This is a genomic window from Rhodoferax ferrireducens, assembly GCF_049302455.1.
GTDB lineage: Bacteria > Pseudomonadota > Gammaproteobacteria > Burkholderiales > Burkholderiaceae_C > Rhodoferax > Rhodoferax ferrireducens_B.
The window spans coordinates 1-18,033 of sequence record NZ_JBAQMD010000005.1 but is presented as its reverse complement, the minus strand read 5'-3'; the positions used below and the strand labels follow the sequence as shown (position 1 = coordinate 18,033).

Sequence of the window (18,033 nt, the reverse complement as noted above, 5' to 3'; positions counted from 1 at the left end):
GCTGCCGGGGAAAATCTTGTCGAACTCGTAGTCCTGCAACTGGTCATAACAGGTGCCGCAGCTCACTACCACGGTTTTGATGTCGAGGTAGTTCAGGGTGTTGGCGACCCGGTGAAACAGCACCCGGTTGTCGGTGATGATTTTCTCCGCCTTGTCAAACTCGCCGCCGCCACGCTGCGGGTAACCGCAGCACAGGTAGCCCGGTGGCAGCACGGTCTGCACCCCGGCATGCCACAGCATGGCCTGCGTCGCCAGTCCGACCTGGCTGAACAGACGCTCCGAGCCGCAACCGGGGAAATAAAACACCGCCTCGGTCTCGGCCGTGGTGGACTGCGGGTTGCGGATGATGGGAACGTAGTCCTTGTCTTCAATATCGAGCAAGGCCCGAGCCGTCTTTTTGGGCAAGCCGCCGGGCAACTTCTTGTTGACGAAGTGAATGATTTGCTCTTTCAGCGGTGCCGTCCCCAGCGTGGCCGGTGGCGCCTTGGTCTGCTGGCGCGCCAGGCCGCGCAGCAGGTCAGCCGCCAGGCGCTGACCCTTGATGGCCACCTTGGTCATGACCGCGCGCGCCAGCTTGATGGTCTCGGGATTGGTGGCGTTGAGCATGAACATGGCGGCGGCACCGGCCGGGCGGAAGGTCTTCTTGCCCATCTTGCGCAACAGGTTGCGCATGTTCATGGTGACGTCGCCAAAGTCGATGTTCACCGGGCACGGCGACAGGCATTTGTGGCACACCGTGCAATGGTCCGCCACATCTTCAAACTCCTGCCAATGGCGAATCGAGATGCCGCGGCGCGTCTGCTCTTCGTACAAAAACGCTTCCACCAAGAGCGAGGTCGCCAAAATCTTGTCGCGCGGGCTGTAGAGCAAATTGGCGCGCGGCACATGGGTGGAACACACCGGCTTGCACTTGCCGCAGCGCAGGCAGTCTTTCACGCTGTCGGCGATGGCGCCAATGTCTGACTGCTGCATGATGAGCGACTCGTGCCCCATCAGGCCAAAGCTGGGGGTGTAGGCGTTCGTTAAATCGGCACGAAGCAGACCATCGAGCGCCGTTCGGGCTGAGCCTGTCGAAGCCCCCGCAAGCCCTTCGACAGGCTCAGGGCGAACGGTTTGGGGGGCACGCAGCAACTTGCCCTTGTTGAAGCGCCCTTCGGGGTCGACGCGGGCCTTGTAGTCGGTGAACGGCTGCAACTCTTCATCGCTCAAGAATTCGAGCTTGGTGATGCCAATGCCGTGCTCGCCCGAGATCACGCCGTCGAGCGAGCGTGCCAAGGCCATGATGCGTTTGACCGCGCCGTGCGCGGCTTGCAGCATCTCGTAGTCATCGCTGTTGACCGGGATATTGGTATGCACATTGCCGTCGCCGGCGTGCATGTGCAGCGCGATCCAGACCCGGCCTTTGAGCACGCGCTGGTGAATCGCCACGCACTCGCGAACAATCGGCTCGAACGCCGCACCGGAAAAGATCTGCTGCAGTGGCGCGCGAATCTGCGTCTTCCAGCTGGCGCGCAGGCTGTGATCCTGCAAAGGGGGGAACAAGGCCTCCACGTCATCCAACCAGCCGCGCCAGAGCGTGCGCACCTCGGCAATCAGGCTCAGCGCCTGTGCCACGCGGTCTTCCAGCAACTCGGCGGACGCAATCTCATTGGCGTCGTCCTGCTTGCCCAAGGGCAAATGACCTTGCTCAAAAAAGTCTTGCAGCGCGTCGCACAGCGCCAGCTTATTGCGCAAGCTGAGCTCGATGTTGATGCGCTCAATGCCGTCGGTGTACTCGGCCATGCGCGGCAAGGGAATCACCACGTCTTCGTTGATCTTGAAGGCGTTGGTGTGTCGGCTGATGGCAGCGGTGCGCTTGCGATCGAGCCAGAACTTTTTGCGCGCTTCCGGGCTGATGGCAATAAAACCTTCGCCGTGGCGTGAATTGGCAATGCGCACCACCTCACTGGTGACCCGTGCCACAGCATCGGCGTCATCACCGGCGATGTCGCCAAACAATACCATTTTGGGCACGCCGCCACCACTCAAAGCGGCGCCGCGCTTGCTCTTGGTGGCGTAGCCCACCGCTTTCAAATAGCGGTCATCCAGATGCTCCAGCCCGGCCAGCACCACGCCCGAGCGTTTCTGCTCGGCAAACATGAAATCCTTGATTTCGACAATGCTGGGCACGGCATCCTTGGCATTGCCAAAAAACTCCAGGCACACGGTGCGGGTGTGCGTCGGCATACGGTGAACGACCCAGCGCGCACTGGTGATCAGCCCATCGCAGCCTTCTTTTTGAATGCCCGGCAGGCCGCTCAAAAACTTGTCGGTCACATCCTTGCCCAGGCCTTCCTTGCGGAAGGTTTTGCCGGGAATGTCGAGCCGCTCGGTGCGGATCAGCGTCTTGCCGTCCGCCTTGAAATACTGCAGCTCAAAGCTGGCCACCGCCACGTCGTGAATCTTGCCCAGGTTGTGGCCAATACGCGTCACCTCCAGCCACTCGGCTTGCGGCGTCACCATGCGCCAGCTCGCCAGGTTGTCCAGCGACGTGCCCCACAAGACGGCCTTTTTGCCGCCCGCGTTCATGGCGATGTTGCCGCCAATGCAGGAGGCTTCGGCCGAGGTCGGGTCGACCGCAAACACGTAGCCGCCCCGCTCAGCGGCTTGCGACACGCGCTGGGTCACGACGCCGGCTTCGGTCCACACGGTGGCCACGGGTTGGTCCAGACCGGGGAGCTGGACCATCTCGACTTCGGTCATGGCTTCGAGCTTTTCGGTGTTGATCACCACGCTCTTCCAGGTCAGGGGAATCGCGCCGCCGGTGTAACCGGTGCCGCCGCCCCGCGGGACAATGGTCAAGCCCAGTTCGATGCAGCCTTTGACCAGGCCCGCCATCTCCGCCTCGGTATCGGGCGTCAGCACCACAAACGGGTACTCGACGCGCCAATCGGTGGCGTCGGTCACGTGGCTCACACGCGAGAGGCCATCAAACTTGATGTTGTCTTTGGCGGTCAACTTCAGCAACACGCGCTGGGTTTTACGGCGCAAGGCGGCAGTTTCGACAAAAGACGCGTCAAACAACTGCACGGCTTGCCCCGCCGCCTTGAGCAATTCGCCCACCAGGCCGTCGCGCTCGGGGTCGGCCTCAGGCGTGCGGCGCTTTTGCACCTCATCGAGGCGATGGTGCAGGGCGTTGACCAGCAGCACCCGGCGTTTCGGGTTGTCCAGCAGGTCGTCCTGCAAATAGGGGTTGCGCTGCACCACCCAGATATCACCCAGAACCTCGTACAACATGCGGGCTGAACGGCCGGTGCGGCGCTCGTCGCGCAGGCGGTTGAGCCAGTCCCAGGCCGACGCCCCCAGCAGGCGAATGACGATTTCGCGATCAGAAAACGAGGTGTAGTTGTACGGAATTTCGCGAATGCGTTCATGCCCATGCGGCGCAACGGCGCCAGCGGGCAACAAGGACTTAAGCTGAGTGGGAGCGTTCATCGGGTTGTGTGATTGCAGCCGTTAGGGAGCATGGCGGTGCTAATTAGATCGTGTCCGGGCTGGGTCGACGATGTTACCGCAGCGCAGCATTGCCCTACTGGGTTGATGGAAACCCTGATGACTGCGCGTCAAAAACATGGGTTTAATCAAGGTTTTGGCAGATTGACATCTTTCTGCCGCAAATTGGTCACATTTCGTGACTATGCTCAGGCCCCTAACTTCAAGGAGATCGCATGAAATTGAAACTTGCTGCTGTCGCTCTGGCAGCGTCGTGTGCCCTTTCGGCCCAGGCTGTGACGGAGGTCCAGTGGTGGCACTCGATGACTGCGGTGAACGGCGAATGGGTCAACGACCTGGCCAAAGGCTTTAACGCCAGCCAGAGCAACTACAAAATTGTGCCCACCTACAAGGGCCAGTACGACGAATCCATGACCGCCGCCGTAGCCGCTTTCCGCGCTGGCAATGCGCCCCACATCCTGCAGGTGTTTGAAGTCGGCACCGCGACCATGATGGCCAGCAAGAATGCCATCGTCCCGGTGGGCAAGGTGATGAAAGATGCCGGTCAGAAATTTGACCCCAAGGCCTACATTTCGGCCGTGGCGAGTTATTACACCGCACCCAGCGGCGAGATGTTGAGCTTTCCCTTCAACAGCTCCACCACCGTCTTCTATTACAACAAGGATGCCTTCAAAGCCGCCGGGCTGGATCCCAACAAGGCTCCCAGCAGCTGGCCTGAAGTGGCGCTGGCGGCCGCCAAGCTCAAGGCCAGCGGCCACAAGTGCCCGCTGACGCTGGCCTGGCAGGGATGGACCCAGCTGGAGAGCTTCTCCGCCTGGCACAACGTGGAATTTGCCACCAAAGGCAATGGCCTGGGCGGCATGGATGCGCGCATGAAAGTCAACTCGCCCCTGCACGTACGTCACATCGACAACCTGGCAAATATGGCCAAGCAGGGCCTGTTTGTGTACAAGGGCCGTGCCAACGTGCCCCAAACCAGCTTTGTCTCGGGCGAATGCGCGATGATCACCACGTCGTCCGGCTTCTACGGCGACGCCAAAAAGAATGCCAAGTTCGCCTTTGGTCTGGCCCCCCTGCCCTACTACCCGGATGTGCCCGGTGCGCCGCAAAACACCGTGATTGGCGGCGCCAGCCTGTGGGTCATGGCTGGCAAGAAGGCTGATGAATACAAGGGGGTGGCCGAGTTCTTCACCTACATCTCCAGCCCCGAAGTGCAGTCGGCCAGCCACAAGCGCACCGGCTACCTGCCCGTCACCACTGCGGCGTTCCAGTTGACCGAAAAATCGGGCTTCTACAAGGAAAACCCGGGCACCGATGTAGCTCCTACACAAATGATCCGCAAGACCACCGACAAGTCGCGCGGCATCCGCCTGGGCAACTATGTGCAAATCCGCACCATCGAGGACGAAGAACTGGAACAGGTCTGGGGTGGCAAGAAATCGGCCAAAGAGGCCTTGGACGCCATCGTCAAGCGCGGCAATGAGCTGCTGGAGCGGTTTGAGAAAGCCAACAAAAAAGGCTAAGCGCTAGAAAGTGGAAAAGCGCGTTTTTTTCCGGTCAGCATGGCTGCCCTGGGTGCTGATGGCACCCCAGGTGGCCGTGATTGCGCTATTTTTCTTCTGGCCAGCCGCCCAGGCCCTGCTGCAGTCGGTGCAGCAGTCGGATGCCTTTGGCACTTCGGTCGACTGGGTCGGGCTGGACAATTTCCGCAACCTGTGGAACGACGACACCTACCTGGCATCGTTTTACACCACGGCCATTTTTTCAACCCTGGTGGCCGTGTTGGGCATCAGTGTGTCCTTGCTGCTGGCAGTTTTTGCGGACCGCATCGTCAAAGGTGCGCTGGCGTACAAAACCCTGCTGATCTGGCCCTACGCAGTGGCGCCTGCCGTGGCCGGGGTGTTGTGGCTGTTCATGTTTGCACCCAGCGTGGGCGTGGTGTCTTACTGGCTGCGCGCGCTCGGCATCGACTGGAATCATTTGCTCAACGGAACGCACGCCATGACGCTGGTGGTGATGGCGTCGGTGTGGAAGCAGATCTCCTACAACTTTTTGTTCTTTTTGGCGGGCCTGCAAAGCATTCCCAAATCATTGATTGAAGCCGCCGCCATTGACGGCGCGCGCCCCTGGCGACGCTTCTGGACGATGGTGTTCCCGCTGCTCTCGCCGACCACGTTTTTTCTGCTGGTCATCAACATGGTCTATGCGTTTTTTGACACCTTTGCCATCATCGACGCCGCCACGCAGGGCGGCCCCGGCAAAGACACCGCCATTCTGGTTTACAAGGTCTACTTTGATGGCTTCAAGGCCATGGACATGGGCGGCTCGGCCGCGCAGTCGGTGGTGCTGATGGTGATTGTGGTGGCGCTGACCGTGGTGCAATTCCGTTTTGTCGAGAAGAAAGTGAATTACTGATGAAGGTCACCCGGCATGGTTGAGCGCCGCCCTTTTCTGACCCTGCTGTCACACGCCGTGCTGATTCTGGGCGTGCTGGTGGTGGCGTTTCCACTGTACCTGACGTTTGTCGCCTCCACACAGACTTCGCAGGCCATTGTGCAAACCCCCATGCCGCTGCTGCCGGGCGGGCATCTGATTGAAAACTACACCGCCGCCTGGAACGGCACAGGCGGTGGCTCGGGCTCCAAAGCGCCGGTCGGGCAGATGATGGTGGTGAGCCTGATCTCCGCGTTGATCATCGCCATTGGCAAGATCGCCATCTCGCTGCTGTCTGCCTTTGCCATCGTGTACTTTCGCTTTCCCGGGCGCATGTTTTTCTTCTGGGCCATCTTCATCACGCTGATGCTGCCGGTAGAGGTGCGCATTGGCCCGACGTACAAAGTGGTGTCAGACCTGGGCATGCTCAACAGCTATGCGGGCCTGACGATCCCACTGATCGCCTCGGCCACCGCCACCTTTTTGTTCCGGCAGTTTTTCCTGACCGTGCCGGAAGAGCTGGTGGAGGCCGCGCGCATGGACGGCGCCGGGCCGATGCGGTTTTTCAAGGACGTGCTGGTGCCGCTGTCTGCCACCAGCATTGCGGCGCTGTTTGTCATCCAGTTCATTTACGGCTGGAATCAGTACCTGTGGCCGCTGCTCGTCACCACCAGCGAGGACATGTACCCGGTGGTGATCGGCATCAAACGCATGATCTCCGGTGGCGACTCCGAGATGCAATGGAACATCGTCATGGCCACCGCCGTGCTGGCCATGATTCCACCTGCCCTGGTGGTGATGCTGATGCAGAAATGGTTTGTCAAAGGGCTGGTGGATACAGAAAAATAAACGTGCTTGCGGGACAGACCAGGATTTGCGCAGCAAATCTGCTCTGTCGCCAACTGATTAAAACTATGGCTTCAATTACTCTAAAAAACGTCACCAAACGCTATGGGCACGGCAAAACCGCCACCCCGGTCATCCATGGCATCAGCGCCGAGATTCTGGATGGCGAATTTGTCGTCATCGTCGGCCCCTCCGGCTGCGGCAAGTCCACGCTGTTGCGCATGGTGGCGGGCCTGGAAGAAATCACCAGCGGCGACATTTCCATTGGCAACCGGGTCGTCAACAAGCTGGAGCCCTCCGAGCGCGACATCGCCATGGTGTTCCAGAACTACGCCCTGTACCCGCACATGAGCGTGTTCGACAACATGGCTTATGGGCTCAAAATCGCGAAAGTTCCAGTCGACGAGATCAAGACACGGGTGGACAAGGCCGCCAAAATCCTTGAGATTGGCCCGTTTTTGCACCGCAAGCCGCGCGAGCTCTCAGGTGGCCAGCGCCAGCGTGTCGCCATGGGCCGCGCCATCGTGCGCCAGCCGCAGGTTTTTTTGTTTGACGAACCCCTCTCCAATCTGGACGCCAAGCTGCGCGCCCAAACCCGGCTTGAAATCCAGAAACTGCACCGCGAGCTGGGCATCACCTCGCTTTTTGTGACGCACGACCAGGTGGAAGCCATGACCCTGGCGCAGCGCATGATCGTCATGAACGCGGGTGTCATGGAACAGTTTGGCACGCCCGAAGAGGTCTACACCCGCCCGGCCAGCACCTTTGTCGCGGGCTTCATGGGCTCGCCGCCGATGAACCTGCTCAAAAATGCCCCCGGCGCAAGAGCCGACACCATCACCGGCGTGCGTCCCGAGCATCTCGACATCGCATCCAGCGGCTGGGCGCTGCAAGTGGAAGCGGTCGAAATGCTGGGGGCCGAACGACTGGTCTATGGCCGCTGGGCGCATGGCGCCGGCGACGAGTTGGTCATCATCCGCAACGAGGAATCACACGCCGTGCCGACCCTGGGCAGCACCCTGCACGTCACCCCGCGCGCCGACAAGCTGCACTGGTTTGACGCCAGCACCGGCAAACGCCGGGAGTCCGCCGGCGCCCAACCCTGAGCGCGCCCACCATGACAACGCAAGACACACGCCCCCCCTGGCCCTACCCGCGCTGGATCGCCCACCGGGGCGCCGGCAAACTAGCGCCCGAAAACACACTGGCCGCTTTTCGTACCGGAGCCAGACACGGTTACCGCATGTTTGAGTGCGACGTCAAGCTGAGTCTGGATGGCGTGCCTTTCCTGCTGCACGACGACACCTTGGTGCGCACCACCAATGCGCGTGAGCTGTTGGAAGCAGGCCGGAGTGCGGTCGGCGGCGATCACCTCTGGAGCGCCTTGGCCCAGCTGGACGCAGGCAGCTGGCATTCGCGTGCTTTTGCCGGCGAGCCGCTCGCCAGTTTCGAAAATATTGCCCGTTTTTGCCTCGCCAACGGCTATTTTCTGAACATCGAGATCAAACCCACGCCGGGACTCGAACACCAGACCGGCGCGGCCGTGGCAAACCATGCCGCCCGTCTCTGGGCTGACGCCACCGTGCCACCGCTGCTGAGCTCGTTCGCCCCGCCCGCACTGGCAGCGGCCCAGGGCGCCCAGCCGCAACTGCCGCGCGCGCTGCTGCTCGACGCGCTGTGGAGCGGCTGGCTGGAGACCGCCTTGTCGCTGGACTGCGTGGCCATCGTCTGCGACCAGGTGTTATGGGATGCTTCCACCGTGGCCCAAGCCCGCAGCGCGGGACTGCGCACCCTGAGCTACACCGTGAACGACCCCTCACAAGCGCAGCGCCTGATCGACCTGGGGACTGATGGCCTGATCACCGACCGGGTGGACTGGTTCGCCCCGGCGCGCCAGCCCTGAGCAACTTGAACGGCAACTAAGGCTGCCAAGCGCGGCGCATCAGCCACTGGCTGCTGGCGCACAGCAGCGCCATGGCGCTGTAAGTGACCATCTTGCCGTCATCACCCCATAACCACAAACCAAGCGCCAGCACGGTCGCCGACACTACAAAATTAATAGCTGCTTGCGCATACAGGGAGAGGGCTGCAGGTCTTTTTTTCATAAAAAAACGCGCAGCCAGCGTCATCAGCACGGCCAGCCACAACGCCGGGGCCATGAAATTCAACAGGTGATTCAGAAGGGCAAGCGGGTCCATCAATAACGGGTCCAGGGAAGTGAAAAAAAGTTCGGGCCTTTGCGGACGCGCGATGATTTTATAATCGCCCCATGGCAGTCTGGACTTTGGGCATCAATCACACGACCGCGCCGCTTGATCTGCGCGGTCGCTTCGCGTTCGCCCTCGATCAGGTCGAGCCTACCTTGCGGGCCTTGCGCGGCTCACTGTCTCGCCAGCCAGAGGCGGCACTGATTTCCACCTGCAACCGGACCGAGATTTATTGCGCCGGTGAAAAACCCGAGCTGGAGCACACGCTGGACTGGCTGGCCCAGACCGGGGGCGTCTCCTCGGCCCTGCTGCGCACCCACTCCTACACCCTGCAAGACGATCTGGCCGCGCGCCACGCCTTTCGGGTCGCCAGCGGGCTCGACTCCATGGTGCTGGGCGAGACCCAGATTCTGGGTCAAATCAAAAACGCGGTACGCGCGGCCGAAGCCGCCGGTGCGCTGGGCAACACCTTGAGCCAACTGTTCCAGCGCTCCTTTGCCGTCGCCAAAGAGGTGCGCAGCTCGACCGAGATCGGCGCCCACTCCATCAGCATGGCCGCCGCCGCCGTGCGCCTGGCCGCTCAGCTGTTTGAAGACCTGGGCCAGGTGAAGATTCTGTTTGTCGGCGCAGGCGAGATGATCGAGCTGTGCGCCACCCACTTTGCGGCCAAAAGCCCCAAAGCCATCGCCATTGCCAACCGCTCGCTGGAGAACGGCGAGAAACTGGCCAGCCGCTTTGGGGCGGAGGTCATGCGCCTGGCGGACTTGCCCGATCGCTTGCATGAATTTGACGCGGTGGTGAGCTGCACCGCCAGCACGCTGCCGATCATCGGCCTGGGCGCGGTGGAGCGGGCTTTGAAGCGGCGCAAACGCCGTCCCATGTTCATGGTTGACCTGGCGGTGCCGCGCGACATCGAGATCGAAGTCAAGGCGCTCGAAGACGTGTACCTGTACACCGTGGACGACCTGGCCAGCGTGGTGCAGACCGCGCAGGCCAGCCGTCAAGCCGCCGTGGCGCAGGCCGAGGCGATTGTGGACGCCGGGGTGCTGAGTTTCATGCACTGGGTCGATCAGCGCGGCTCGGTACCTTTGATCCAGCAACTCAATGCCCAGGCCGACGAATGGCGTGCGGCAGAATTGGCGCGCGCGCGCAAGCTGCTGGCCAAAGGCGAGGATGTCGAGGCCGTGCTCGAAGCGCTCTCCAAAGGCCTGACGCAAAAAATGCTGCACGGCGCCATGACGGAGTTGCGAGCCAGCGACACCGCCGCGCGTGAGCGGGCCAGCGCCGCCATCCAGCACTTCTTCTTGCGCAAAGAGCGTTAGCGGCGCTGCTCCAGGGCTTGCGCCCGGCGCGCTGTCGCCCCTTGGGCACGACGCTCCCCACACCGTTCGAACCCAGCCGGGCGAAGTTGCCCGCCGAAGAACCACACCATTGCCCCAATGAAACCTTTTCTCCGCCAACAACTTGCACGCTACACCGACCGCCTGGGTGAGCTCGAATTTTTGCTCTCGCGCGAGGACATCATGCAAGACATGAAGCAGTTTCTGCTGCTGTCGCGCGAGCACACGGAAGTCGGCGCCGTGGCAAGCCGCTGGGCGCGCTACCAACAACTGGAAGCCGACCTGAGCGGCGCCCAGGAACTGCTGCGTGGTTCGGTCGACGACCCCGACATGACGGCCATGGCGCAAGAAGAAATCGACAGCACCAATGCCGAATTGCAGAAACTTGAAAACGAGCTGCAACGCATGCTGCTGCCCAAGGACCCGGATGACGCACGCAACGCCTTCGTTGAAATCCGCGCCGGCACCGGCGGTGACGAATCGGCCCTGTTTGCCGCCGATTTGCTGCGCATGTACACGCGTTACTGCGAACGCCGGGGCTGGAAGGCCGAGATCATCAGCGAGTCCCCCAGCGAACTCGGGGGCTACAAGGAAGTGGTGATCAAGATCGAAGGCCGGGCAGGTGACGACCCCTCCGGTGGCGGTGTCTACGGCGCGCTCAAGTTCGAGTCCGGCGGCCACCGCGTGCAGCGCGTGCCGGTCACCGAAACGCAAGGCCGCATTCACACCAGCGCCTGCACCGTGGCGGTACTGGCCGAGCCCGATGAAGCGGTGACGATCCAGATCAACCCGGCCGACCTGCGCATCGACACCTACCGCGCCAGCGGCGCGGGCGGTCAGCACATCAACAAGACCGACTCAGCCGTGCGCATCACCCACCTGCCGACCGGCATCGTGGCCGAGTGCCAGGACGGGCGCAGCCAGCACAGCAACAAGGCGCAGGCGCTCAAAGTACTCACCGCCCGTATCCATGAAAAAGACCGTAGCGAGCGCGCGGCCAAGGACGCCGCCGAGCGCAAGGGGCTGATTGGCAGCGGCGACCGCAGCGACCGCATCCGCACCTACAACTTTCCGCAAGGGCGCCTGACCGACCACCGCATCAACCTGACGCTGTACAAGCTGCTGACCATCATGGAGGGCGACCTCGACGACGTGGTGCAGGCGCTGCAAGCTTTCGAGGCGGCGCAGCAGCTGGCAGCGCTGGAACTGGGCGCGGGCGCTTGATTCAGCTTTTTTATATGAAGAACTGGCCTGTAGCCCCCGTCCAATCTGCCTAAACAGCTATATTTTTTATAGCAATTGACCATGCTGACCCTCTCGCAAGCGCTGCTTCAAGCCCAGTCCCGCGGCCTGGACCGGCTCGACGCGCAGTTGCTCTTGCTGCACGCGCTCGGCAAGCCGGCCCAGGAGCGGGCCTGGCTGCTGGCCCACGACACGGACGAACTGCCGCCAGGCGCGCAAGCCGCGTTCGACACCTGGGTGCAGCGCCGCGCCGCCAGTGAACCGCTGGCCTATATCACCGGCCAGCAGGAGTTTTTTGGCCTGGACCTGGCGGTGGACGCCCGTGTGCTGGTGCCGCGACCCGACACGGAGACGCTGGTGGAATGGGCGCTGGACGTGCTGCAGGCCCCAACCAGTGCTGCGTTCACCGTGCTCGACCTCGGCACCGGCAGCGGCGCCATCGCGCTGGCGCTGAAGGCAACGCGGCCTGAGCTGGGCGTGAGCGCAATTGACTACAGCGCAGACGCACTGGCCGTGGCGCGGGCCAACGCCCAGCGTCTGGGACTGGCGGTGCAGTTCAGCCAGGGGGCGTGGTTGGCCGGCCTGGCACAGCCGGACGCCCGTTTTGACGCCATCGTCTCCAACCCGCCCTACGTGGCCGCGCAGGACAAGCACCTGGACGCCCTCGCCTTTGAGCCGCTGCAAGCCTTGGCCAGCGGCGCCGACGGCCTGGATGACATCCGCCAGATCATCACCCAGGCCCCGGCCCATTTGAATCCTGGCGGCTGGCTGCTGCTGGAACACGGCTACGACCAGGCGGCGGCGGTGCGCGCCCTGTTGCTGGACGCCGGCCTGCATGACGTGCAGTCACGGCGCGATTTGAGCGGCATTGAACGCTGCAGCGGCGGGCGGACAGCACGAGTCTGATATCGGGAGCTTGCTGACAATTTGCGTCAGCGCCACCCGACTGCTATGCTGGCACACAGCCAGCGCGTCAACTGTGACCGCGGCGCTTGACCAAACGCCTTGATGAAACGCCTCTACCAATACTTTTTTCGTGGTCTGATCGCGATCCTGCCCGTGGGCCTGACGGTCTATGTGTTTTACCTGTTTGTGTTCTGGATCGATTCCATGGCCATGCGCGTAATACGCCCCGTCATCGGCGATTTTTACCTGCCCGGGCTCGGTATTGTGCTGAGTCTGGCCCTGATCGTGGGGGTCGGTTTCCTGGTCTCGCAGCCGTTCACGGCGCGGCTGATGTCCTGGGTGGAACTGCCATTCACCAACCTGCCCGTGGTGAAAAGTATCTATTCCTCGCTCAAGAGCTTCGCTGACTTTTTCGCGCCGCACCAAAATGACAGCCAGCAGGTCGTCATTCTGCGCATGCCAGGCCACGAAATGTCTATCGTCGGCCTGGTGACGCGCCAAAACATGCAGGGCCTGCCCGCAGGCATGGCGCAGGGCGACCCGGTGGCCGTGTACCTGCCGATGGGCTACATGATTGGCGGCTATACCCTGTTTGTGCCGCGCAGCTGGATTGAGCCGATCGAGATGTCGGTCGAAGAGGCCATGCGCTCCACACTGATCGCCTGGATGGCAGCCAACCGGACCGACAGTTCATAGGAGGTTCGGCCTTGGGACACGCACGCGCGTTCCCGATGCAATCCTGACACGCCTGGTGGTACGCTGACGCCACCGTGAAGGCGGCAGACACCTTCTTCACGCTCCGTTTATCCTGCTCAGTGGTGGTGCCCATGCTCGCCATGCACATGGCGATGTGTAATCTCTTCCTCGGTGGCGGCGCGAACTTCCATCACGGTGACGCTCAACCGCAAGGCCTTGCCGGCCATCGGGTGATTGCCGTCCAGCATGACCTTGTCGCCCTTGATCTTCATGACAGTGAACATGTGCGCTTGCCCGTCCTCGCCACGGCCTTGCAGTTGCCCGCCCACCTTGACACCGGCGGGAACTGGGTCTTGGGGATGGTCTGCACCAGGCCCTCGTCGCGTAAACCGAAGGCGTCCTGCGGCTGCAGGTCCAGTGTGGTCTGAAAGCCGGGCATTTTTCCTTCCAGGGCCGCTTCCAGCTTAGGAAACGTGTTGTCGTAGCCGCCATGCAGGTAGACCATCGGCTCACTGCTTTGCTCAAGCAGTTTGCCATTGGCATCAGCCACCTTGTAACGCAAGGTGACGGCAGTGTCTTTTTCGATTTTCATAGGTGTGCCTGAGTTGCTAACGTGATGATCGGGGTGTGATTCTCGCCCATTGACAGATCGAACCAAAACTGGATGCGCACGGCTGGGCAGTCGCGGCGTCTATGTGAAATTTGCTTCCAGCCCCCGTGGACAGTGCGCGAGCAACTCTTTATTTAGTAGCATCCAGGCACAACCCATGTACCTTGCAGGGTTACCCGAACGGAGGCGCGCGCGAAGGTGAAATAATCAGGCCCTCTTTTCCAAGGACTTATCTGACATGAGCGACACACAACAACGCATTGACGACCTGGTGAAATCCAACGAGGTCCTGCTTTTCATGAAGGGCAACGCCAGCTTTCCCCAGTGTGGCTTCTCAGGCCGGGCCATCCAGATTTTGCAGGCCTGTGGCGTCGACCCCAAGACACTCAAGACCGTCAACGTGCTGGAAGACGAAGAGATTCGTGCCGGCATCAAGGACTACAGCAACTGGCCGACCATCCCCCAGCTCTACATCAAGGGCGAGTTCATCGGTGGTGCCGACATCATGATGGAGATGTACCAGAACGGGGAACTGCAGCAAGCGCTGGCGGCCAAAGCCAGTTAATCCGTTCAGCTTTGCCACCGCCGAGTGGCACCGAACACGGCGTTCGGGTACGGCGCCTGGCCGCGGGAACCGTTGTACCGGCCCAGCGCCAGAAACAGGTCGCCGCGTTCGCGGTCCAGGTAGTGGCGCAGGATGACGCAGCCAAAGCGCAAATTGGTCTGCATGTGAAACAGCTTGCCGGCATCACCATCGCCCAGCAGCCGGGTCCAGAACGGCATCACCTGCATGTAGCCGCGGGCGCCGACGCTGCTGACGGCGAACTTGCGGAAGTTGCTCTCCACTTGCACCAGGCCCAGCACCAGCGCCGGGTCAAGCCCGGCACGGCGACTCTCGTACCAGAGCGTTTGCAGAAACTCGCTGCGCACGTTCCAGTCCGGCTTGTTTTTGCGCAGCCGATCACTCATGGCCCCCAGCCAGCGCAGGTAGACGAGGCGCGATTCGGTATCCGGGAATTCCGGCACGGGCGGCGCGTGGTTGGCAATCGCGGAACTTAACGCGCTGCGCACCGAGTCCACCAGGGGTTCCTCAACCTGACGGCCAGCCTCTGACTGCCCATGAATCAATAGCAGCCCAAGCCCTGCCAGCAGGGACGAGAGGCTGTTTCTTCTTGAAATCAGGGGCGCTGGCACAGGCAATATCAGGCCTTCAGTTTGGCCTGGAGCAGGCTGAATATCGCCGTCACAGCGACCGTCGTGGCGGCGCTGTCGCGGCGATGCTGGTATTCCACCTCGCCCGCTTTCAGCCCCCGGTCGCCAATCGTGACGCGGTGCGGCACGCCGATCAACTCCCAGTCGGCAAACATCGCGCCCGGGCGCTCGCCGCGGTCGTCCAGAATCACATCGACACCGGCGGCCAGCAGCTCGGCATACAGCTTGTCGGAAGCCGCCTTGACATCCGGGAAACGCTCCGGGCTGATCGGGCACAGCACGACGGTAAAGGGCGCCAGCGCGTCCGGCCAGATGATGCCGCGCTCGTCATGGTTTTGCTCAATGGCAGCGGCTGGCAGGCGCGTGATGCCGATGCCGTAGCAGCCCATTTCCATGAACTGCGGCTTGCCGTTGACGTCCAGAAAAGTCGCGTTCATGGCCTGGCTGTATTTGGTGCCCAGATAGAACACATGGCCGATTTCAATACCGCGCTCGATCGCCAGCACACCCTGGCCGTCAGGCGAGGCATCGCCCGCCACCACATTGCGGAGGTCCGCCACCAGCGCGGGTTCAGGCAGGTCGCGACCCCAGTTGACGCCGGTGATGTGAAAGTCCGGTTCGTTGGCGCCGCAAATCCAGTCGCTCATGAGCGCCACCTCGCGATCCACCACGAGCTGGACCGGCTTGCGCAAGCCCATCGGGCCCAGGTAGCCGGGCTGGCAGCCAAAGTGCGCTTCAATTTCAGGCACGGTGGCAAAGCGGAAAGCAGCCAGGCCGGGCAGCTTGCCGACCTTGACCTCGTTCATGTCGTGGTCGCCGCGCAGCAGCAACAGCCAGATTTGAGTCTTGACGGTCGCGCCTTCCTTGTTCAGCGTGTCGGTAGCCAGGACCAGGGATTTGACAGTGTGCTGCAAGGGCACCTGCAACAGCTCGGCCACATCGGCACAGGTACTTTTGCCCGGCGTGGCGGTCTTGGCAAAGGCCTGCTTTGGAGCTGGCCGTGGCCCGCTGGGGATGAGCGCCTCGGCTTTTTCCATGTTGGCGGCATAGTCGCTGCTGGGGCAGTAGACGATGGCATCTTCGCCGGTCGCCGCAATCACCTGGAACTCTTCGCTCAAATCGCCACCAATGGTGCCGCTGTCGGCCGCCACGGCACGGTAGCTCAAGCCAAAACGGTCAAAAATCCGCCGATAAGCTGCGGCCATGACCTGGTAGCTGGCCTTGGCCGAGGCTTGGTCGCGGTCAAAGCTGTAAGCGTCTTTCATGATGAATTCACGCCCGCGCATCAGGCCAAAGCGCGGCCGGCGTTCGTCGCGGAACTTGGTCTGGATCTGGTACAGGTTCTTCGGCAGTTGCCTGTAGCTTTTGATCTCCTGGCGCGCAATATCCGTCACCACTTCTTCGCTGGTGGGTTGCACCACGAAATCGCGGCCATGACGGTCTTTGATGCGCAGCAACTCCGGGCCGTTGCTCTCGAAGCGGCCGGTCTCCTGCCACAGTTCGGCCGGCTGTACCACCGGCATGCTCAGCTCCACCGCCCCGGCGCGGTTCATTTCCTCGCGCACGATCTGCTCCACCTTGCGCACCACGCGCAAGCCCATGGGCATCAGGCTGTAGATGCCCGCGCCCAGTTTTTTGATCATGCCGGCGCGCGTCATCAGCTTGTGGCTGACCACTTCGGCGTCGGCCGGGGCTTCCTTGAGAGTGGAAATAAAGAATTGAGAGGCTTTCATGGCAAAAATCCGGGAATTACTAAGGGCTTCGCCCCTTGAAGCGCAGCGTATGCTGTGCATAATGGACGCAATTTAAAAATTGGGGTTTGATTATGCTTGACCGCGAAGGCTTTAGGCCCAACGTCGGCATCGTCCTGCTCAACCAGAAAAATCAGGTGTTTTGGGGCAAGCGAATTCGTACGCACTCCTGGCAGTTTCCGCAGGGCGGCATTGACCGGGGCGAAACGCCGGAACAGGCCATGATTCGCGAACTGCACGAAGAAGTGGGGCTCTTGCGGGAGCACATTCGCATCGTTGCCCGCACCCGAGACTGGTTGCGTTATGAGGTGCCGGACCGATACATTCGCCGCGATGCGCGCGGCTTTTACAAAGGCCAGAAGCAAATCTGGTTCTTGCTGCAACTGGTAGGCCACGACTGGGATTTGAACCTGCGCGCCACCGACCACCCCGAGTTCGATGCCTGGCGCTGGAACGACTACTGGGTGCCGCTGGACGCCGTGGTGGAGTTCAAGCGCGGCGTCTACGAAATCGCCCTGACCGAGTTGGCCCGCTATTTGCCGCGCAATGAGCTCAGAAGCCGCTTCTTGCGCCAGGGTGTGCGCCCGCACGAGCAGGAGATGACGTTTGAGGCCATACCAGGCACCAATTTTGAACTCCCACCCGGCGGTTCATTCGAGCCCAATCCAGAGACCAGCTATGGCCTTGATGCCAGCGGAAAGACACATGAAATTTAACAATCTTTTCTGGCTTGGCCTGGCATGGCTGGCATTTGGCGCGGCCGCCCAGATGGTGGACGACCCCGACTGGAAAGAAAGCGAGGCACCGCCACCCCCCGCGTTCAATACCAAGCAATTGATCGCCATCGACATGCCGCGCTACGTGACCTTGAAGTTTGGTGTGGATCCGGCCACTTTGACCATTACGCCGGAGGGCATCGTGCGCTACGTGATGGTGGCAACCAATGCCAGCGGCTCGGTCAACGCCATGTATGAGGGCATTCGGTGCGCCAGCGGTGAAGTCAAAACCTATGCCCGCTACAGCCCCAGCGGCCATTGGTCTGCCGTCAAGGACCCCCAGTGGCAGGGACTCAATGACAACCTACCCTCCCCCCATGCGATGGCGCTGGCCCGGCAAGGGGCTTGCCAAGGACGCTCGACGGCCGGCAACTCGGTGGCAGACATCGTCAGGGCGCTGAAAAACCCAGTGTCCCAGTAAAGGTGGCACAGGGGCCACAGACGAGGCCAGCCGCTCTAACTCTCATGGCTCGGCAACCGCCCCGAATGATGAAACCGTTCGCCCTGAGCCTGTCGAAGGGG

At 61.7% G+C, this 18,033-nt stretch carries 16 protein-coding genes and 1 pseudogene; 12 read left to right on the top strand and 5 right to left on the bottom strand.

Annotated features, from left to right (window positions below; all coding sequences use genetic code 11):
• On the bottom strand, positions 1 to 3,474 hold a 3,474-nt coding region (locus WA157_RS00435), incomplete at its 3' end, for a DUF3683 domain-containing protein (RefSeq protein WP_422619062.1).
• A 233-nt stretch (positions 3,475 to 3,707) separates the two neighbouring features.
• Here WA157_RS00435 and ugpB point away from each other — a divergent pair.
• The 5 genes from ugpB (at position 3,708) to ugpQ (ending at position 8,674) form a co-directional block, all read left to right on the top strand.
• A complete protein-coding gene (gene ugpB, locus WA157_RS00430) occupies positions 3,708 to 5,015 on the top strand; it encodes a sn-glycerol-3-phosphate ABC transporter substrate-binding protein UgpB (protein WP_422619061.1) in 1,308 nt (435 codons plus the stop codon).
• Between the two features lie 10 nt (positions 5,016 to 5,025).
• Entirely contained in the window at positions 5,026 to 5,907 is an 882-nt protein-coding gene (ugpA, locus tag WA157_RS00425; RefSeq protein WP_422619060.1) for a sn-glycerol-3-phosphate ABC transporter permease UgpA, read from the top strand.
• 15 nt (positions 5,908 to 5,922) lie between these two features.
• Positions 5,923 to 6,774, top strand: a complete 852-nt coding sequence (gene ugpE, locus WA157_RS00420; protein WP_422619059.1) for a sn-glycerol-3-phosphate ABC transporter permease UgpE — start codon at positions 5,923 to 5,925, stop codon at positions 6,772 to 6,774.
• A 65-nt stretch (positions 6,775 to 6,839) separates the two neighbouring features.
• Positions 6,840 to 7,877 (top strand): sn-glycerol-3-phosphate import ATP-binding protein UgpC, encoded by a 1,038-nt coding sequence (locus WA157_RS00415; protein ID WP_422619058.1) that lies wholly within the window; start codon positions 6,840 to 6,842, stop codon positions 7,875 to 7,877.
• Positions 7,878 to 7,888: 11 nt separating this feature from the next.
• Positions 7,889 to 8,674, top strand: coding sequence for a glycerophosphodiester phosphodiesterase (ugpQ, locus tag WA157_RS00410; RefSeq protein ID WP_422619057.1), 786 nt, complete (start codon positions 7,889 to 7,891; stop codon positions 8,672 to 8,674).
• A 16-nt stretch (positions 8,675 to 8,690) separates the two neighbouring features.
• Here the strand turns inward: ugpQ and WA157_RS00405 are convergent, their stop codons facing one another.
• Positions 8,691 to 8,930 carry a hypothetical protein gene (locus WA157_RS00405; RefSeq protein WP_422619063.1) on the bottom strand — a complete coding sequence of 80 codons (240 nt, stop codon included), beginning with the start codon at positions 8,928 to 8,930 and terminating at the stop codon, positions 8,691 to 8,693.
• 110 nt (positions 8,931 to 9,040) lie between these two features.
• Here WA157_RS00405 and hemA point away from each other — a divergent pair, with 110 nt between their 5' ends.
• From hemA to WA157_RS00385, 4 genes are all read left to right on the top strand, one after another.
• Positions 9,041 to 10,300 (top strand): glutamyl-tRNA reductase, encoded by a 1,260-nt coding sequence (gene hemA / locus WA157_RS00400; RefSeq protein WP_422619056.1) that lies wholly within the window; start codon positions 9,041 to 9,043, stop codon positions 10,298 to 10,300.
• Between the two features lie 117 nt (positions 10,301 to 10,417).
• Positions 10,418 to 11,542: a peptide chain release factor 1 gene (prfA, locus tag WA157_RS00395; protein ID WP_422619055.1), complete on the top strand. Its 1,125-nt coding sequence runs from the start codon at positions 10,418 to 10,420 to the stop codon at positions 11,540 to 11,542.
• Positions 11,543 to 11,623: 81 nt separating this feature from the next.
• Positions 11,624 to 12,466, top strand: coding sequence for a peptide chain release factor N(5)-glutamine methyltransferase (prmC, locus tag WA157_RS00390; RefSeq protein ID WP_422619054.1), 843 nt, complete (start codon positions 11,624 to 11,626; stop codon positions 12,464 to 12,466).
• 102 nt (positions 12,467 to 12,568) lie between these two features.
• The gene (locus WA157_RS00385) at positions 12,569 to 13,162 is read left to right on the top strand and encodes a DUF502 domain-containing protein (protein ID WP_422619053.1); all 594 of its coding nucleotides are present in this window, start codon (positions 12,569 to 12,571) and stop codon (positions 13,160 to 13,162) included.
• Positions 13,163 to 13,278: 116 nt separating this feature from the next.
• On the opposite strand, the pseudogene WA157_RS00380 reads toward WA157_RS00385, so the two are convergent.
• Positions 13,279 to 13,754 (bottom strand): annotated as a pseudogene (locus WA157_RS00380) (FKBP-type peptidyl-prolyl cis-trans isomerase).
• Positions 13,755 to 14,010: 256 nt separating this feature from the next.
• Between WA157_RS00380 and grxD the strand changes: the two are divergent.
• Positions 14,011 to 14,337: a Grx4 family monothiol glutaredoxin gene (gene grxD / locus WA157_RS00375; RefSeq protein WP_422619052.1), complete on the top strand. Its 327-nt coding sequence runs from the start codon at positions 14,011 to 14,013 to the stop codon at positions 14,335 to 14,337.
• Positions 14,338 to 14,342: 5 nt separating this feature from the next.
• Here grxD and WA157_RS00370 read toward each other — a convergent pair whose 3' ends face one another.
• Together WA157_RS00370 and WA157_RS00365 are read right to left on the bottom strand one after the other, a co-directional pair.
• Complete coding sequence (locus WA157_RS00370) at positions 14,343 to 14,966, bottom strand: lytic transglycosylase domain-containing protein (protein ID WP_422619051.1); 624 nt, start codon at positions 14,964 to 14,966, stop codon at positions 14,343 to 14,345.
• Between the two features lie 8 nt (positions 14,967 to 14,974).
• Complete coding sequence (locus WA157_RS00365) at positions 14,975 to 16,717, bottom strand: proline--tRNA ligase (RefSeq protein ID WP_422619050.1); 1,743 nt, start codon at positions 16,715 to 16,717, stop codon at positions 14,975 to 14,977.
• A gap of 92 nt (positions 16,718 to 16,809) precedes the next feature.
• Here WA157_RS00365 and WA157_RS00360 point away from each other — a divergent pair, with 92 nt between their 5' ends.
• Together WA157_RS00360 and WA157_RS00355 are read left to right on the top strand one after the other, a co-directional pair.
• Positions 16,810 to 17,451 carry an RNA pyrophosphohydrolase gene (locus tag WA157_RS00360; protein ID WP_422619049.1) on the top strand — a complete coding sequence of 214 codons (642 nt, stop codon included), beginning with the start codon at positions 16,810 to 16,812 and terminating at the stop codon, positions 17,449 to 17,451.
• The gene (locus tag WA157_RS00355; RefSeq protein ID WP_422619048.1) at positions 17,441 to 17,932 is read left to right on the top strand and encodes a CNP1-like family protein; all 492 of its coding nucleotides are present in this window, start codon (positions 17,441 to 17,443) and stop codon (positions 17,930 to 17,932) included. Before WA157_RS00360 ends, WA157_RS00355 begins: the two co-directional genes overlap by 11 nt.
• Positions 17,933 to 18,033 lie beyond the last annotated feature (101 nt).

Excerpts from the sequence above, each read along its gene's own strand:
- ugpB (WP_422619061.1), top strand. The coding sequence starts at position 3,708 with ATGAAATTGAAACTTGCTGCTGTCGCTCTGGCAGCGTCGTGTGCCCTT.
- ugpE (WP_422619059.1), top strand. The coding sequence starts at position 5,923 with ATGGTTGAGCGCCGCCCTTTTCTGACCCTGCTGTCACACGCCGTGCTG.
- WA157_RS00415 (WP_422619058.1), top strand. The coding sequence starts at position 6,840 with ATGGCTTCAATTACTCTAAAAAACGTCACCAAACGCTATGGGCACGGC.
- ugpQ (WP_422619057.1), top strand. The coding sequence starts at position 7,889 with ATGACAACGCAAGACACACGCCCCCCCTGGCCCTACCCGCGCTGGATC.
- WA157_RS00405 (WP_422619063.1), bottom strand. The coding sequence starts at position 8,930 with ATGGCCCCGGCGTTGTGGCTGGCCGTGCTGATGACGCTGGCTGCGCGT.
- hemA (WP_422619056.1), top strand. The coding sequence starts at position 9,041 with ATGGCAGTCTGGACTTTGGGCATCAATCACACGACCGCGCCGCTTGAT.
- prfA (WP_422619055.1), top strand. The coding sequence starts at position 10,418 with ATGAAACCTTTTCTCCGCCAACAACTTGCACGCTACACCGACCGCCTG.
- prmC (WP_422619054.1), top strand. The coding sequence starts at position 11,624 with ATGCTGACCCTCTCGCAAGCGCTGCTTCAAGCCCAGTCCCGCGGCCTG.
- WA157_RS00385 (WP_422619053.1), top strand. The coding sequence starts at position 12,569 with ATGAAACGCCTCTACCAATACTTTTTTCGTGGTCTGATCGCGATCCTG.
- grxD (WP_422619052.1), top strand. The coding sequence starts at position 14,011 with ATGAGCGACACACAACAACGCATTGACGACCTGGTGAAATCCAACGAG.
- WA157_RS00365 (WP_422619050.1), bottom strand. The coding sequence starts at position 16,717 with ATGAAAGCCTCTCAATTCTTTATTTCCACTCTCAAGGAAGCCCCGGCC.
- WA157_RS00360 (WP_422619049.1), top strand. The coding sequence starts at position 16,810 with ATGCTTGACCGCGAAGGCTTTAGGCCCAACGTCGGCATCGTCCTGCTC.
- WA157_RS00355 (WP_422619048.1), top strand. The coding sequence starts at position 17,441 with ATGAAATTTAACAATCTTTTCTGGCTTGGCCTGGCATGGCTGGCATTT.